At 63.0% G+C, this 15,207-nt stretch carries 15 protein-coding genes and 2 pseudogenes; 8 read left to right on the top strand and 9 right to left on the bottom strand.

Annotated elements, in window-relative coordinates:
* Positions 1-301: 301 nt before the first annotated feature.
* Positions 302-2,339, bottom strand: a pseudogene (gene acs / locus ACF0H6_RS08590) (acetate--CoA ligase).
* 1,169 nt (positions 2,340-3,508) lie between these two features.
* Here acs and ACF0H6_RS08585 point away from each other — a divergent pair.
* From ACF0H6_RS08585 to ACF0H6_RS08575, 3 genes are read left to right on the top strand one after another with little or no spacing between them, the layout of a single operon-like run.
* The gene (locus ACF0H6_RS08585; RefSeq protein WP_395249229.1) at positions 3,509-3,859 is read left to right on the top strand and encodes a hypothetical protein; all 351 of its coding nucleotides are present in this window, start codon (positions 3,509-3,511) and stop codon (positions 3,857-3,859) included.
* 11 nt (positions 3,860-3,870) lie between these two features.
* A complete protein-coding gene (nth, locus tag ACF0H6_RS08580; RefSeq protein ID WP_395249228.1) occupies positions 3,871-4,662 on the top strand; it encodes an endonuclease III in 792 nt (263 codons plus the stop codon).
* Positions 4,659-5,339, top strand: coding sequence for an NUDIX hydrolase (locus tag ACF0H6_RS08575; RefSeq protein ID WP_395249227.1), 681 nt, complete (start codon positions 4,659-4,661; stop codon positions 5,337-5,339). Before nth ends, ACF0H6_RS08575 begins: the two co-directional genes overlap by 4 nt.
* A 101-nt stretch (positions 5,340-5,440) precedes the next feature.
* On the opposite strand, the gene ACF0H6_RS08570 is transcribed toward ACF0H6_RS08575, so the two are convergent.
* The 3 genes and pseudogenes from ACF0H6_RS08570 to ACF0H6_RS08560 all read right to left on the bottom strand — a co-directional run.
* Positions 5,441-5,608 carry a hypothetical protein gene (locus ACF0H6_RS08570; RefSeq protein ID WP_395249226.1) on the bottom strand — a complete coding sequence of 56 codons (168 nt, stop codon included), beginning with the start codon at positions 5,606-5,608 and terminating at the stop codon, positions 5,441-5,443.
* 252 nt (positions 5,609-5,860) lie between these two features.
* Positions 5,861-6,391: a substrate-binding domain-containing protein gene (locus tag ACF0H6_RS08565; RefSeq protein ID WP_395249225.1), complete on the bottom strand. Its 531-nt coding sequence runs from the start codon at positions 6,389-6,391 to the stop codon at positions 5,861-5,863.
* A gap of 88 nt (positions 6,392-6,479) precedes the next feature.
* Positions 6,480-6,854, bottom strand: a pseudogene (locus ACF0H6_RS08560) (LacI family DNA-binding transcriptional regulator); the annotation flags it as partial.
* Positions 6,855-7,040: 186 nt separating this feature from the next.
* Here ACF0H6_RS08560 and ACF0H6_RS08555 point away from each other — a divergent pair.
* The 3 genes from ACF0H6_RS08555 (at position 7,041) to ACF0H6_RS08545 (ending at position 9,834) form a co-directional block, all read left to right on the top strand.
* Entirely contained in the window at positions 7,041-7,997 is a 957-nt protein-coding gene (locus ACF0H6_RS08555; RefSeq protein WP_395249224.1) for a PfkB family carbohydrate kinase, read from the top strand.
* Complete coding sequence (locus tag ACF0H6_RS08550; protein ID WP_395249223.1) at positions 7,994-8,383, top strand: RpiB/LacA/LacB family sugar-phosphate isomerase; 390 nt, start codon at positions 7,994-7,996, stop codon at positions 8,381-8,383. The genes ACF0H6_RS08555 and ACF0H6_RS08550 overlap by 4 nt, the downstream gene beginning before the upstream one ends.
* A 116-nt stretch (positions 8,384-8,499) precedes the next feature.
* On the top strand, positions 8,500-9,834 hold the full coding sequence (locus ACF0H6_RS08545) for an MFS transporter (RefSeq protein WP_395249222.1): 1,335 nt from the start codon (positions 8,500-8,502) through the stop codon (positions 9,832-9,834).
* A 603-nt stretch (positions 9,835-10,437) separates the two neighbouring features.
* Here ACF0H6_RS08545 and ACF0H6_RS08540 read toward each other — a convergent pair.
* Positions 10,438-10,662: a MafI family immunity protein gene (locus tag ACF0H6_RS08540; protein ID WP_395249221.1), complete on the bottom strand. Its 225-nt coding sequence runs from the start codon at positions 10,660-10,662 to the stop codon at positions 10,438-10,440.
* Between the two features lie 202 nt (positions 10,663-10,864).
* Here ACF0H6_RS08540 and ACF0H6_RS08535 point away from each other — a divergent pair, with 202 nt between their 5' ends.
* The gene (locus tag ACF0H6_RS08535) at positions 10,865-11,182 is read left to right on the top strand and encodes a hypothetical protein (RefSeq protein WP_395249220.1); all 318 of its coding nucleotides are present in this window, start codon (positions 10,865-10,867) and stop codon (positions 11,180-11,182) included.
* Positions 11,183-11,299: 117 nt separating this feature from the next.
* On the opposite strand, the gene ACF0H6_RS08530 is transcribed toward ACF0H6_RS08535, so the two are convergent.
* The gene (locus tag ACF0H6_RS08530; RefSeq protein ID WP_395249219.1) at positions 11,300-11,779 is read right to left on the bottom strand and encodes a MarR family winged helix-turn-helix transcriptional regulator; all 480 of its coding nucleotides are present in this window, start codon (positions 11,777-11,779) and stop codon (positions 11,300-11,302) included.
* 91 nt (positions 11,780-11,870) lie between these two features.
* Here ACF0H6_RS08530 and ACF0H6_RS08525 point away from each other — a divergent pair, with 91 nt between their 5' ends.
* Positions 11,871-12,269, top strand: coding sequence for a VOC family protein (locus ACF0H6_RS08525; RefSeq protein ID WP_395249218.1), 399 nt, complete (start codon positions 11,871-11,873; stop codon positions 12,267-12,269).
* A gap of 330 nt (positions 12,270-12,599) precedes the next feature.
* Here ACF0H6_RS08525 and ACF0H6_RS08520 read toward each other — a convergent pair whose 3' ends face one another.
* The 3 genes from ACF0H6_RS08520 to ACF0H6_RS08510 all read right to left on the bottom strand — a co-directional run bounded on the left by ACF0H6_RS08520 (position 12,600) and on the right by ACF0H6_RS08510 (position 14,986).
* Entirely contained in the window at positions 12,600-13,115 is a 516-nt protein-coding gene (locus tag ACF0H6_RS08520; RefSeq protein ID WP_395249217.1) for an AAA family ATPase, read from the bottom strand.
* 150 nt (positions 13,116-13,265) lie between these two features.
* On the bottom strand, positions 13,266-14,465 hold the full coding sequence (locus ACF0H6_RS08515; RefSeq protein ID WP_395249216.1) for a hypothetical protein: 1,200 nt from the start codon (positions 14,463-14,465) through the stop codon (positions 13,266-13,268).
* Positions 14,462-14,986, bottom strand: coding sequence for an RNA polymerase sigma factor (locus tag ACF0H6_RS08510; protein ID WP_395249215.1), 525 nt, complete (start codon positions 14,984-14,986; stop codon positions 14,462-14,464). The genes ACF0H6_RS08515 and ACF0H6_RS08510 overlap by 4 nt, the downstream gene beginning before the upstream one ends.
* Positions 14,987-15,207: the final 221 nt, after the last annotated feature.

The following is a 15,207-nucleotide window of genomic DNA, read 5'->3' as shown; positions in this document are numbered from 1 at the left end:
TGCCGGCCAGCCCGGCAGCACCGATACCGAGCGTTTTCAGGATGGTGCGGCGTCCAGGGCCAACGTTGTTGCCCGATTGGAACGCGTCAAGATTCGCTGCCATGTTCTCTCCCTTGAAAAGCGTGGTGCCTGTGAGTTATCTCACGTAGAACTTGACTATAACCGCTCAAAAGAGAACATGAAAGAACTAAATATAACATTCTTGCGACGGCGCGTTTCATGACAAAGGCGGCGGCCCTCTTGGGAGGGAGCCGCCGCCCTTGCTTGCGTGGCTTGGTGACTGTGGTGCCGCCGGGGCCGCCTACTTCTTCAGTGACTCCGCGATCTGGGCCATGATGGTGGGGTCGGAGAGGGTGGTAGCGTCGCCTACTTCGCGGCCTTCTGCGACGTCCTTCAGGAGGCGGCGCATGATTTTCCCGGACCGGGTTTTGGGCAGTTCGGGGACCACGAGGATGTGTTTGGGTTTGGCGATGGGGCCGATTTCCTTGCCCACGTGGTTGCGCAGTTCGGTGACGGTTGAGTCGCCGCTGTTGACGGCGTCCCCGCGCAGGATCACGAACGCGACCACGGCCTGGCCGGTGGTTTCGTCGGAGGCTCCGACGACGGCGGCCTCGGCCACCCAGGGGTGGCTGACCAGGGCGGATTCGATTTCGGTAGTGGAGAGCCGGTGCCCGGAGATGTTCATGACGTCATCCACCCGGCCCAGGAGCCACACGTCGCCGTCCTCGTCTTTCTTGGCGCCGTCGCCGGCGAAGTACATGCCCTCGAAGCGGGACCAGTAGGTTTCCTTGAACCGTTCGGGGTCCCCCCAGATGCCGCGGAGCATGGCGGGCCAGGGCTCGCGGACCACGAGGTAGCCGCCGTGCCCGTCCGGGACGGACTCGCCTGCCTCGTCGACGACGTCGATTGCGATACCCGGCAGCGGGGCCTGGGCGGATCCGGGCTTGGTGGCAGTGACGCCGGGCAGCGGGGCGATCATCTGGGCGCCGGTTTCGGTCTGCCACCAGGTGTCCACGATGGGGGCAGGGTTCTCCTTCTTTTCCCCGTTCTTGCCGGCGTTGCCGCCGATGACCTCCCGGTACCACATCCAGGGCTTCGGGGTTGATGGGTTCGCCCACGGAGCCCAGGACGCGGATGGAGGACAGATCGTACTTGGCCGGGATGTCCCGGCCCCACTTCATGAAGGTCCGGATCGCGGTGGGGGCCGTGTAGAGGATGGAGACCTTGTACTTTTCGATGATTTCCCACCAGCGGCCCTGGTGGGGGGAGTCCGGGGTGCCTTCGTACATGACTTGGGTGGCGCCGTTGACCAGCGGGGCGTAGGCGACGTAGGAGTGGCCGGTGACCCATCCGACGTCGGCGGTGCACCAGAACACGTCCGTTTCCGGGTGCAGGTCGAAGACGGCCTTGTGGGTGTAGGCGGTCTGGGTGAGGTAGCCGCCGGTGGTGTGCAGGATGCCCTTGGGCTTGCCGGTGGTTCCGGAGGTGTAGAGGATGAAGAGCGGGTGCTCGGAGTCATGCCCAACCGCGGTGTGCTCGGTTGAGGCCTTGCCGACCGTTTCGTCCCACCACTGGTCCCGGCCCTCGTGCCAGTCCACTGGTTCGCCGTTGCGCTTGACCACCACGACGTTCCGGACGGTGTGGCCGGGCTTGGCGAGGGCTTGGTCCACGGCGGGCTTGAGCGGGCTGGGCTTGCCGCGGCGGTAGGTACCGTCCGCGGTCACCACCAGCTTGGCCTCGGCGTCGTCGATCCTGGAGCGCAAGGCGTCGGCCGAGAAGCCGCCGAATACCACCGAGTGCACGGCGCCGATCCGGGCGCAGGCCAGCATGGTGATGACGGCCTCGGGGATCATGGGCAGGTACACGGCCACGCGGTCGCCCTTGGCCACGCCGAGGGACTCGAAAGCGTTCGCGGCTTTCTTGACCTCCTCGGTCAGCTGCGCGTAGGTGTAGGTGCGGGTATCGCCGGGTTCGCCTTCGAAGTGGATCGCCACCCGGTCCCCGAGGCCGTTTTCGACGTGCCGGTCCAGGGCGTTGTACGCGGCGTTGACCTGCCCGCCGACGAACCACTTCGCGAACGGCGGGTTGGACCAGTCAAGGGCCTCGGTGAAGTCCTGGTCCCAGGTCAGCAGCTCCCGGGCCTGCTTCGCCCAAAACGCGGGACGGTCCGCCGCTGCTTCTTTGTATGCCTCGGCCGTCACCACCGCGTTCGCCGCAAAATCCTCGGTGGGCGCGAACTTCCGGTTTTCGTGGAGAAGATTTTCGAGGGCGTCGCCGTTGCCCGCGCCGTCAGGCCCGGTTACAGCGGTTGTCGTCGATCCATTGGCGTCCTGGGACATGTGAACCTCTTCATTCATCGATCTCTGCCGCGCGGGATTCCGCAAAGAGCTTTTCCGGAACCCACCTTAGCGTTTTGAGTCGACAAGAGGTGTCTGCGATCACAATCTGGACTGTCAGCTGGGGGGAGACGCCGCGCAACTAGTGGACTCTCAGACGGGTGGCATAGGCTGAAGAGGTCTCGAGACGCGGAAATTTGGCGCCCCTGCCTGGCCCGGAAAAAACCGGATCCAGCTTGGGGTGCCGGCGTCCGGGCACCGCCGTACAAAGGAGATTTGCACATGAACCAGACGAGCCTAGGCCCGACAAACGGCGCTCAGAAGCCCGGATCGGTCCCCGAAGCAGCAGCTGGAACCGGGGTACCGGAGCCCGGCGGCAAGACCTCCATGAAGTACCAAGCTGTGCTGGGTCCATTCACCAGCCGGGACCTGACCGTTTTTGGCTCCACCTTGCTGATGTTTGTGGCTTCCCTTTTGCCGATGTTTGGTGGGCGCTACAACCTATGGAACCTGGACAACCTTTTCTTCCTGGCCCTGGGGATCATCCTTCCCGTGGTTGTGACTGCCCTGTTCGTCAACCGGCGCCTGCAGCCGCGAAACGTCGTGAGAATCGGTTCGCTCTCAATTGACCAGTTCGCTTCCGTCGTGGCGTCGTTCGCCGTGGCGCTGTTCTTCCTGTCTGCCGCAAGCGCGTTTACCGCATACGTGCTGGTGGGCCTGATCGGTTCCGTAGGACTTCTGGGCGCGACCGTTCGCTGGCTCCGCACCTGCCGATTCTGCGCGACGACTTCAAGGATCGGGCCGAGCGGCCCGCGCACGTTGTTGCCCGGGAAGCGGTCATTCCCACCCGCAAGCCCGCCGTACCCAAACCGCCGAAGCCGGAAGCCGCGCCTGAGTCGCCTTCGGCCGCCGTATCCGACACGTCCGCACCTGCGGAGCCCACCATCGCCCCTACGCCGAAGTGGTCTCCGGCATCCGCTGCACCAGCCGCTGCACCAGCCGCTGCACCAGCCGCTGCACCAGCCGCAGCGACGGCGGCCGAGGGCGCCGTCGTCGAGCCTTTTGTACCTGCTGAGCCCGTTGCGACCGGTTCACCCGCTGAGCCGGCTGCCCCCGCTGCGCCCGCTGAGGTTTCTGCGGTCGACGTCGGGTCGCCCCACTTTGCGGCCACCGTGGCCACCCCCGTGGTGGCAGGCCCGAACCCGGCAAGCGGACCCGCGACACAGCACATCGGGGCAGCCAGCCAGTTCGCGCAGCCGAAGGTGCATCAGTCCATTGGTGCCACTGTTGATCCAGCCTCGCGACGGGATGAGGACGAGCACGGCACCCAATACGAGGCCTTCTGGTTCGCCGTGGCCCATCCCCGCACGGTGGTCGACGAGCACACAGGGATGACCGCTTTCACGATCGAACCGGGGACGTGGGTCCTGGCCCTCGAGGACCGCGGCAACGAATTCCTCGTGCAGGATGCTGACGGCAAAACGGGCGTCCTGCACGATCTCAGCAACATCGAACGCGGCTAGCCAGATAAGCCGTGGACACCGTCGTCGAAACCCCGCTGGCTTTGAAGCGGCGGGCGCGCAAGATCAACAAGGCACTTTCCGAGCTCTACCCCTATGCCCACGCCGAGCTTGATTTCCGGAACCCTTTCGAGCTTGTGGTGGCCACGGTGCTGTCCGCACAGACCACCGATGTGCTGGTCAACCAAGTCACCAAGATCCTGTTCGCCCGCTATCCGGATGCCCGGAGCATGGCTGAAGCCGAGGTTGCCGAGCTGGAGGCGATCCTGCAGCCGACAGGTTTTTTCCGTGCCAAAGCGAAGAACGTCCTGGCGCTCAGCACCCGCTTGGTGGACGAGTACGACGGCGAGGTCCCGGGCCGTCTGGAAGATCTGGTGACGCTTCCCGGCGTCGGGCGCAAAACGGCCAATGTGGTGCTGGGGAACGCTTTCGGTGTTCCGGGAATCACAGTGGACACACATTTCGGCAGGTTGGCACGCAGGTTTGGATGGACGACGTCCGAGGACCCGGTGAAGATCGAGTTCGACGTCGCTGAGCTGTTCGAGCCCAAGGATTGGACCATGTTGTCCCACCGCGTGGTTTTTCACGGACGGAGGGTCTGTCATGCTCGCCGGCCGGCGTGCGGAGCGTGCGCAGTGGCCAATTGGTGTCCGAGCTATGGCGACGGTGAGACCGATCCCGTCAAGGCTGCCAAGTTGCTCAAGTACGAGTTGGCGCCCGGCAACGAAGCGCTTCTGGGAAAGCTGCTTGCCGAAACGCACCGCGCGGCGGAGATTCGGATGGAATCGCAAAGGAGGCCGGCATGACCGCGCTCGAGGATCTCGTCAGCCTCATCACTAGGATCGATTCGGGCCTGCATCCCGGCCCTGATCCGCGGATTGCCGCTGCCACGGTGGATCCGGACAAAGCGCGAAAAGCCGCTGTGCTTATGCTCTTCGGTGTCTTGGACGACGTTCCTGCCCAATCCGGCAAGCCGGTGGCCCCCGCGGATCTTGACGTGTTGCTTCTGGAACGCGCCCACACCCTGGATGACCATCCGGGACAGGTGGCGTTCCCCGGCGGCAGTATCGATCCCGGGGATGAGTCAGCCGTTGCGGCAGCGCTCAGGGAGGCGGTGGAGGAGACCGGCCTGGACAGCGGTGGCGTGCAGGTGCTGGGTGTCATGCCGGAACTCGGCCTGATCCGCAGCAATTTTGTGGTCACTCCGGTCCTGGCGTGGTGGGCGTCGCCCTCGCCCGTGAGGGTGGTGGACTACGCCGAGTCCGCGCAGGTCTTCCGTGTTCCGGTGCGGGACCTCCTGGACCCCGACAACCGATACACAGGGACACTTTCCCGATTCGGCAGAACCTTCTCAAGCCCCGTCTTCATGGTGAACGGGCTCATGGTTTGGGGTTTCACCGGGATGGTGCTGAGCGGCCTCTTTGACGCCCTAGGGTGGACGGTTCAATGGGACGTGGAGCGCGAGCTCGAGATTGAGATTTAGCGCTGCGCGGGCCTAGCGACGTACAACCCGGAAACCGGCTGCGGGACGCTGCGGAACCATCACGGCATCCCTGATTTTCAGACGCCGCAGGATGTCGAGTATCAGCTCATCGACGAGCGGTCGCGGCAGCTCTTGGAGGGTTTGGTGCGGATCCCGTTGGAGCCGCACGAGGTGGACTGCAACCAGGTCACCCCGGCCGTGCGGAACGGCATGGCGAAAGTGACCATGCCCACCCCGGGATGGATCATGCCGCGCGCGGAAGCAGCCATGCCCGTCTTCAAACCGTCGCGGTTAGATGGATTACGCCCGGGTACGCACGTTAGTTCGGCATGAGACGTGTCCACTACCTGTGTGTCTCAGCACTTGAACAACGGCGCCTATGTGGCACGACGTCCGTTTATGGATCCTCCACCGGACAGAAGCATGCCGGACGTCCGCGCAGCTCCGAGACACACCAAAATTGCCTCAAGTCCCAACTCGCGACGTTATGGGAACACAACTTAGGGACGATGCAGCGGCATTCACGAAGTGCCGGCGGAGCGATCGAAGAACTCGGTCGGGACTCGCAGTGAATCCACGCTGCGCCCATTGATCAGGTCGACGAGCCCCGCGACTCCGAGCCGTCCGATGGTTGCCGCATCGTTTCGAACCGCGCTGATCGCCGGCGACGCGAATTCGAACCAGTCGAGGTCATCGAAGGAAACGATTGCGATGTTCGCTGCCCAGTCAGTACCGAGGCGTTGTCGAAGCGCGCGAACTACTCCCAAAGTCGTTGGGCCGTTCGCGCCGAACACCGCGGTTGGGCGCATGCCACGGTCGAGAATTCGGTGCATCGCCTTTGCCGCGCCGCCGGGCAGGAAGTCGCCGGTGTCGATGAGTGCGTCGTCCATGCTGATTCCATGGGATTCGCGTCCCGCCCGGTATGCGGCGAGGCGCTCGGCACCGGTGGAAATAGTCGACGGGCCGCCGACGAATGCGACCTCTCGGTGCCCCCGCCGCTGCAGCCAGTCGAGCACACTCGCGACGCCCCCGGCGTTGTCGGTTCCGAACATCGGCGCGTCCAGACCGTTCAGGGTGCGGTTTCAAGAGCACCAGCGGTAGCCCCGTCGCGCGCAGCAATTCAAGTTGCGGTGAGTGCCCGCCTTGTGGAGACAGCAGAAGTCCATCGATGCGCTGCGAAGCGAAAATGCGCAAGTACTCATCAACCTTCGCCTGGTCTTCGTTGGCGTTCGCAAGGAGCACGGTGTACCCGTGCCTTCCGGCCTCTTGCTCAGCGGCATGGGCAAGGTCCGAAAAGAAGGGATTCCGGATGTCTGACACCAGCAGGCCGAGCACGTCGGTCTTGGAGCGCCGCAGCGAGCGTGCCGGCCCGTTGGCGATGTAATTCAGCTCCGCGGCGGCCGCCAGCACACGTGAGCGAGAATCGGCCGAGGTCTGGCTGCTTCCCGAGAGCACGCGTGACGCCGTTCCGAGCGCGACTCCGGCCCGGGCTGCAACATCTTTGATCGTTGCCACTTACCTACTTCCTCATGGAAACGTTCCCGAGTATACCTCCCTTTGGGAGGTGCGATAGCGCGCGGCCGCACCCATTGGACGACTGAAAGCGCGCTGGCGCCCCTTGCACGAACCCGTCCCGTCATGCACTATTGAACTCATCACATCCATGGAAACGATTCCATGGAGCTTTTACGAGGAGGTGAAATGATGAACGGAACGGTTATGGTCTTCGGCAGCATCAATGCCGACATCAGCTACGGAATGACAGCGCTCCCGACTCCCGGCGAAACAGTCATCGCCTCGACCGGGAGTGCGTCACCGGGCGGCAAAGGGGCCAATCAGGCGATCGCCGCCGCGGCCGCCGGCGCAGTGACTCGCATGATCGGACTGGTCGGTGATGATTCCGAAGCGGTCGCTCAGCTCGCGGCACTCCTCTTGCGCGGCGTCGACACCGACTCGGTCGCGACGCGCCGCGGAGTCGCGACCGGCCGCGCGGTCGTCTTCGTCGAGGACTCGGGTGAGAACTCCATCGTCGTACTCTCGGGCGCCAATGACCTGCTCGATGAGGACGTGGCCGCGACCGGCCTCGCTTCGATCTCGACCGGTGATGTCCTCGTGCTGCAGAACGAAGTTCCGGCCGACGCAAACCGTGCCGCTGCTCGCCTGGCACAGTCCCTTGGCGCTACGGTCATTTGGAATGCGGCACCTGCACCCACCGCGGCCACGGATCTCGTGCACGACATCGATCTCCTCGTCGTCAATGAACACGAGCTCAAGCAGATCAGTGGAATCCTCGGAATCGAGGCCATCGGGGAGGGCCCGGGCAGCTCCGCCCTTAGTGTTCTCCTGGCCGAATGCGCACGCGCGCTGGACGCCGACGCCATCTGCACGCTCGGCTCTGACGGGGCGATCTTCTTCGCGGACGGACTGTCGGGCAGCGTCCCTGCCCCGAAGGTCCGTGCGGTCGATTCGACTGCTGCAGGTGACACCGTGGTCGGCTATCTTGCCGCGCACGCCGGACTCCCCATGAAGGAGCGGCTGAGCCTCGCGTCCGCCGCGGGGGCCCTCGCCGTCACCCTTGTGGGAGCATCCTCATCCATCCCGCACCTCGGCGACGTCGAGCTCATGCTCCTCGCCCTCACCGAAAGGACATCAGCATGATCGTTGCCGTAGGAGCAGACCACGCCGGATTTCCTGTCAAACAGCGCGTGATCAACGCCGTTGAGCGACTCGGCCACACCGTGATCGAGCGAGGCGCCATCAGCACGGAGCCCGTTGATTTCCCCGATGTGACTCAGGAGACCTGCGCGCTCGTGCTTGATGGCAGCGCGGACCGCGCCGTGCTGGTGTGCGGAACGGGTGCCGGCGCCATCATGGCAGCCAACAAGATTCCCGGCATCCGGTGTGGTCTTGCCAACGAGGCATACTCCGCCCATCAAATGGTCGAACACGACGATGCCAATGCCCTTGCGTTCGGCGCCCTGGCTGGTTCCGCCCGCCTTCATCGACGACATCGTGGAACAGTTCCTCGCCGCAACGTTCGATGACGACGACGATACGCGCCGCCGCGTTGAGAAGTTGAACGCCCTCGACAATCTCCGGCCAGCATTCGCCGGCTAAAAACAGGCTCCCCCCACCACCACAGATCAAAGGAGATCCACCCGTGACGACAACGACCTCGATTCCGCAGAAATCTGCGCTCGGATCGAAAGACCGTAACAAGACGGCATTCGCCGCCGCAATGGGGACGAGCGTAGAGAACTACGACTTCATTGCCTATGGCACCGCTTCCGCACTGTATTTCAGCGCGGTCTTCTTTCCCCAGAGTGACCGTTTCATCGGCACGCTCCTCTCCTTCGCCACACTCGCGGTGGGCTTCCTCATGCGCCCCCTTGGCGGCGCGGTCGGCGGTTACCTCGCCGACAAGTTCGGCCGGAAGCCGGTTCTCGTCGGCGCGATGCTGGTGATGGGAGGCGCAACCTGCCTCATCGGGCTCCTGCCTACCTACGCCCAGGTCGGTGCCATTGCACCGGTGCTCTTGGTCATCATCCGGATGATCCAGGGTCTCGCGTTTGGAGCCGAATGGGGCGGTGCCATCACGATGACATATGAGCATGCGCCATGGAACCGCCGTGGCATGTACGCCGCTATTCCTCAGGCCGGAAACCCGCTCGGCATCGCACTCGCCAGCGCGATGTTCCTCATCTGCGCCCACCTTGAAGGCGACTGGGCTTGGCGTGTGCCGTTCCTCTTCAGCGCCGTCCTCGTCGTCGTTGCCCTGGTTGTGCGGTCACGGTTGTCGGAGTCGCCCGAGTTCGAAGCGGCCAAGGCTGAGGGGAAAATCGAAAAGAACCCGTTCCTCACCACCGTTCGTCGGGACTGGCACAGCATCCTCCGCGTGATCGCCCTGCGTATGGTGGAGTCGTTTGCCTATTACTCGACGGCCACCTTCCTGCTCAGCTACCTTTCCCAGCGCTTCCCCGACATTCGCCCCACAGCACTCGGCTCCATCACGGCGGCCAGCATCGTGGCGATCGTCGTCACATTCGCCATGGGGGCGCTTACTGACAAGGTGGGCCGTCGGCCGATCTACATCGTGGCTTGCCTCGCGGCAATCCTGTTCGCGTTCCCGATGTACCTGCTCACCAATGACGGCACACCGGCACTTGTCATCGCGGTGTTCATCTTCGGCATCGGTGTCGTGCACGCTTCTCTCACCGGCGTGCAGGGCTCGCTCCTCACCGAACAGTTCGGCACCTCGACGCGCACGTCCGGTGCTTCGCTCGGCTATCAGATCGCCGCTGCGATCGGCGGGTTCGCGCCACTTCTTGCTGTTCTGCTCGTCGGCTGGATTGGCTGGCCCGGGGCTTCACTGCTCTACATGCTGGCAGCCATCATCGGTTTGATCGGCATTCTGGTCACCAAAGAAACATACGGCCGCGCAGAGCGCGCCCGCGTCACCGCCCTTGTCGGCGCGGAGAAACGACAGGGAGCCTGACCCCAATTCGACAAAGCGAGTTGCACCGCTAGGGGGGGGTCCAGTACGTGACCTTCCCGGCGGCGACTTCTCCGGTCAAGACTGAGCAGCTCCCTGTCAGAGCTGACGTGGTGAGGGAGCTGCTCAGTTGTGCACTGGCTGTCATTTTTCAAAGTCGTCTGCACGGAATGTCCGAAGCCCGTCTGCACGGCCAATGGCGGTGGGTACGGGGAATCCTCAGCGGACCTCATCAAGGATCAAGTGGGCCCTGCCCGGGCCATGCCGCTGAGTCCGGCGTACCAACTGCGTTCTCCAGCCCGATGCTCAGCAGTGAAAGTGATAGTGCCGTCCTGCTCGAAGGTGATTTCCGCGCGCGGGCTGTCACCCCCAGCAGGAATTGCGTCGATGAAAGTGCCGACCGGAGCTTGATCGGACGTTCAGTACGATCACTTGGGGATTCCGACTGGTAGACACCCCGCGAGCCTAATACGGAATGAACGATTAGGGCACGCCCGCAAGCCGATCCCTCACCGGGCTAGCGTCGGGTGGCCCCACGGAGTGTGGTGACGCTGGTCGGACTGAGGGAAAGTGCCGCTCAGGACGCAGGAAGTCGGCGATCGGTTGCTACATACCCGCGGTGTTTTCCCACAGGCAGTCTGTGAGGCTGCGGTTGGCTCCGAGTACCTCGCCGAGAGCCTCCAAGTCTCGGATGCGTTCTGGAGGGAGCGCGATGTCGAATTCAAAGATTTGCGTGCAGAGGGTCTCGAATGCCACGAGCCGTTTGCCGGCGTCGATCAGCAATTGGACGTTGGCTATGTCGGCGACAGGGAGACCGACAGCTGCGTTCATTGCTCGGTGGAGTCGGACTGCGATCTCTTCTGGTGGCGGATTCGTCGTGGGATGCGGAACCTCAAGGTCGTCCATGCCCTCTAGTTAACAGCCTAGGAGTGGCGGTGTCCGTTAGGCGATCCTTTACCGGACGCAACCAAATTTTGCTGAGGTTAGTCCCTTGTGATCTCGGCCGTAGCCGGCCCCCAACTAGAGTGTTGAAATGGCATATGTGTTCAAGGGCGGCCTGACAAGACCTGGCGTGATGACTGGAATTCTTGGGCCTTGGGTCGTTCTGACTCTTGACACTGCGCATCTCGAATTTAGGATGAGGTTTCGCTGGCTGGCGCGCCTCTTCGGCCCCTGGCGGCTGGAGCGTTCCGCAATCCGTGAGGTTTATGTAGACCGCCCGGGTGCCCTCGACCCTTGGGTAAAGGTGAACTTCCTTGGCGAGGAAAATATGCCTTGGTCGTTTCTGGCTCAATGGCCACAGGACGTTATCGAAGCAGCGGAAAAGCTTGGCTATCCCGTCCGGCATTAGACGTGATCGACCTGTTCTGTGACTTTCGGCAGTAAATGGCCACGTCTTCACATCGCTCTTTGGCGCCTGGCGTAACCCGGAAGGGGACCCCTCAGCGGGCAACGGTCGCGAGATAAGCTACGAAAAGCCATCGTGTGGGGGCTCGTGCGGCTCGCCGGAAGGTAGGTACAGGCCGAGGGCGCACATCATTTCGGTGAGGAGCGCTCTGAGCTGCCCCTGCTGTGCCGCACTGAGGCCGGCGTCATATCGGTTGCTATCGCGCGTGGCCCGCTGCACAAGCTCGAGAACATCGGCGCCCGCATCTGTGATCCGGCACTCCAGGACCCGCCCGTGTGTCGGGTGCGGTGAACGCTCGACAAAACCTCGCTCCGCCAGGCCGACGATCGCCGCGGACATTGACTGAGGTGTCACTCCCGACCGCGCGCTGAGCCTCGCTCCGGACAATCCGTCAGGGTGAACTATATGGAGGATTGCGAGAGCCGAGAGCTGCGATTGCGTGAACTTGAACTCCCGCAGATCCTCGTCGAGGCGCTGCGAGAGCGCGGCGTTGACCCGTCGGAGCAGGTACGGCAGGCGTTGCCCAAAGTCTTCAGCCATCACTCTCCTCGTCGTCGACTGTCTGATAATATCAGGCACCTTACATTGTTTGAGCGGTGGCACCCAGAGTCACCTTTATGATCGGACACTTATGAAATTAGCCTCCATCCGCCTCCTCACCAGCCGCCTGGACGATCTGGTGGACTTCTACGAGCTCGTCACCGGCGCAATATTCGAACGCCCCAGTCCCGTGTTCGCCGAGCTCGTCACAGCCGGTGGGACTCTCGCCATCGGCGGCGACGCCACCCTCCCTCTCTTCCCCGGCACAGGGCTGACGGTCGCGTCGAACACCAGTGCCATCATTGAATTCCAAGTCAACGATGTCGATCAGGAACGAGAGCGACTCAGGGACCGGACTCGGGTCCTGCAGGAGCCGACCACGATGCCGTGGGGAAACCGGGCCATGATGCTCGCAGACCCCGACGGCAACCGCGTCAACCTCTACACCCCCTACAGCGAGGAAGCCCAGGCACGTTTCGCTGGCAGGTGACCTGCCCCAGTTCGTCCAGGAGCTGCAAGTCGCTGCGTTATGGCAGGGGCAGGTTCCCGAGCTTTTTTCACCTCTGCCTTCCGTAAGCCGGTCGATCACCGTGCTGCGGAAGCCCGTCACCACATTCCGCGCAGTTGCAGACCCTGGTCCATGTACGTAAGAACCGCACGATGGTAGGCACGATGACGAGGGGGAATTACTGCAACCTTGTTACTTATGACCGGAATGAAGATTGGCTATGCCCGTTAGTTCGGCATGAGACGTGTCCAGTACCTTTGTGTCTCAGCACTTGAACCATGGCGCCTATGTGGCACGACGTCCGTTTAGGGATCAGTTGCCTGACGGGCTGACTCGTTGAAGGATATCGTCGACGACTACGGCCAGGGGTGCTGTGGCATCTATGGCCGTACCCACAGGAGTGTCCGACCCAGTGGCGTGCAGACGTTCGACCAGCGCCCGCTCGTCACTCCTCCCTTGTCCGCCCCACTCGTCGCCGGGACGCTTCTCAAGTCGCTGCCTGAGCGTTGGAGCGTCAATTGTCAGAACGAACACCTCGTCGAACAGCTCCAGAAACTTCTCGACGTTTCTTGAGCCGCCGCAGAAGAACGTCGCCGGTTCGCTGTAGTCGGCCACGATGGTGTTGACCAGATCCACGCGCCAGATGTGATGGGCGTGTACCGCGAGCCCCGTCACGCCGTCCACCGCCACACCAGACGCGGGGTCACCTTGATAGGCGAGCTCTCGATCCCCGTTGACAGCGTGGTACCCGCGGCGCCGAAGTTCGTTGCAGACGGAGGTCTTTCCGCTACCGGAGACACCTTCGACCAAGTAGTTCTTCTTGCCCATGCTCGATTTTACCGAGGCGGCCGGAGCTAGCGGGTCGAATGCAAGCGCTCGACCCTGGTGTCCGGTAGACGATCCCTCACCGGACACCTGGAAGAGGTCGCCCCGGAGCCACGACTCAATATTGAATCGAAGCTGAGATCGGCAGGGAAACTATGGTTTTGTGTTGGGTCCTGCCGGGCCGTGCGAGAGCCGGAACGGACTAACTCCTTGCCGACCTGGGGCGATGTTGAAGACGGGAAGCGTTTGTCCGTTGCAGCCGGCCGTTTTGTCGGTGCGGGTGCCTGTGATGAGCGGTTGTGGCTGGCCGTCGTAGGTGTAGACGATTCCCCATTCGTTGAGGACGACTGCGCGGTTGGAGGCGCTGGTTCCGTCGATTCTGAATTCACCGTCGGCCGATTGCGGAAGCAGCCTCGTGGTGGCCGTGTATCCGGCGGGCCACTGGAGAACTACTTTCTCGGCGCTGGTCTCGAAGGTGAAGCAGGCCCCGGTTGCCGTGACATGGCCGCGAATGGTTCCTTGCGATGTGCCGTCCGCGCTCTTTTTCCGCTCCATGAGGACGTCCGGCGGTGATGCCGCAACCTGTGTTGCCGGGTAGTTGGCCAAGGGGACGTCTCCGGTCGGGCCGATGGAAATTCTTGAAGAAAGGTCCGTTCCAAGGGCCACCGGGTGCTGGAAAACAGGGTCCCCGAAGGTTGCAGAGCGCAGGTTCAGAATTTCCAGAAGGGCGAGCGGCCCGTTCATCAGGTGGCCGACACCGGCCGCGTCCTTCTTGATGAATGCGAGGTAGGTCAGCGGCGCAACTACGTTCGTGTTCTTCCACGACTCCGGGGCAGGCATGGCGGAGACGTCGATGGTTGCCTTCCCGATGGGCCGTGATCCTTTCAGAACCTGGATCACGTTCACCGGTTCGTCCCCGAGCTTCGGGACGCCTGATTCCCGGTACCCCTGATTCCACTCTGCAGGGTTCGGCAACGCCTGCAGGACCAGGACTTCATCTGCTGCGATGAAGAGGTCCCGGGCCGGGCCGGCAGGGGGCGGCTGCATCGCGGTGACCTGTGAGACTGTCGGAGCGGCAGCCATGTCGACCGGCCCCGTTGCCCAACTCGAGGCAACGAGAACGCTGGCTGCGACGGCTGCCGTCGCAAGCCCGGCAGCGGCGAAGCGCCCCCAATGACGCTTGGCCGGTGCGCGGTGGAAGTCGTGGACGGATCCGCCGACGGCTATCTGGGTGGCCTCGGAGTTCATGAACGACAGCGACCGTTGTCGGCTGCGGATCAGTTCCTCGTCGGTGATCAAGAGCGCAGGATCGGAGGCTGCGAGCCGGTCGGCGGCGGTTGGGTCTTGGCTCATTCTGTTGCTCCTTCTGACACTGTCTGCTCCTGAAGTATTCGGCTTAGTTCCTTACGGGCACGGTGCAACCGCATGCGCACTGCTGTGGATGAGGTGTTGAGGAGATTGGAAACTTGGGCGGCGGTGAGTCCATCCCAGTACGTCAGCAGCAACACCTCCTTTTCCTTCGGGGCCAGACGGTCGATGCCATCCAGGACGGCGGATCCGTCTGCGGGTGTTTCTGGCACGCGCTCCAGCCGCAAGGCATCGATGAGTCCGGTCGATCGGAGCGCGGACCTGTCGTAGTTCCGAAGGACATTCTTGGCCACGCCAAAAAGGACAATCACCGAGAGGTCATCGCCGTGCGCGGATTTCTCCCATGCGATCCTGAAGACCTCGGCGCACAGGTCCTCCGCGGTGGCGGCGCCGTCCGTCCTGCGCCGAAAATAGCGGTAGATACGGTCGTGGGCCGCCGCGTGGGCAGCCAGGAATCGTTTTTCTCTCTCCAGATCCAGCCGTTCCCCCATGGTTTGCAAGCTCATGCCCTGTTAATGTCCGGCAGCCAACAAACTGTAACGAGAATCTTGGAAAAACTTTTGTCCATGCGAAACCCCAGCGAGCGGAGACCTCCGACGCGTCCGTTAGACGGTCGTCCACCGGACACATCGGCGCTACCCGCAGAGCTGTTCAATAGTGGCGAAATCCCGGGCCTGCCAAATTCCCATATGACCCGCCCCCAAAATTGCCCGGATCCCGCGTGCCC

Source organism: Arthrobacter sp. NA-172 (genome assembly GCF_043952055.1).
Taxonomy (GTDB): domain Bacteria; phylum Actinomycetota; class Actinomycetes; order Actinomycetales; family Micrococcaceae; genus Arthrobacter.
The sequence above is the reverse complement of the archived record's forward strand: the minus strand, read 5'-3'. Positions and strand labels throughout refer to the sequence as shown.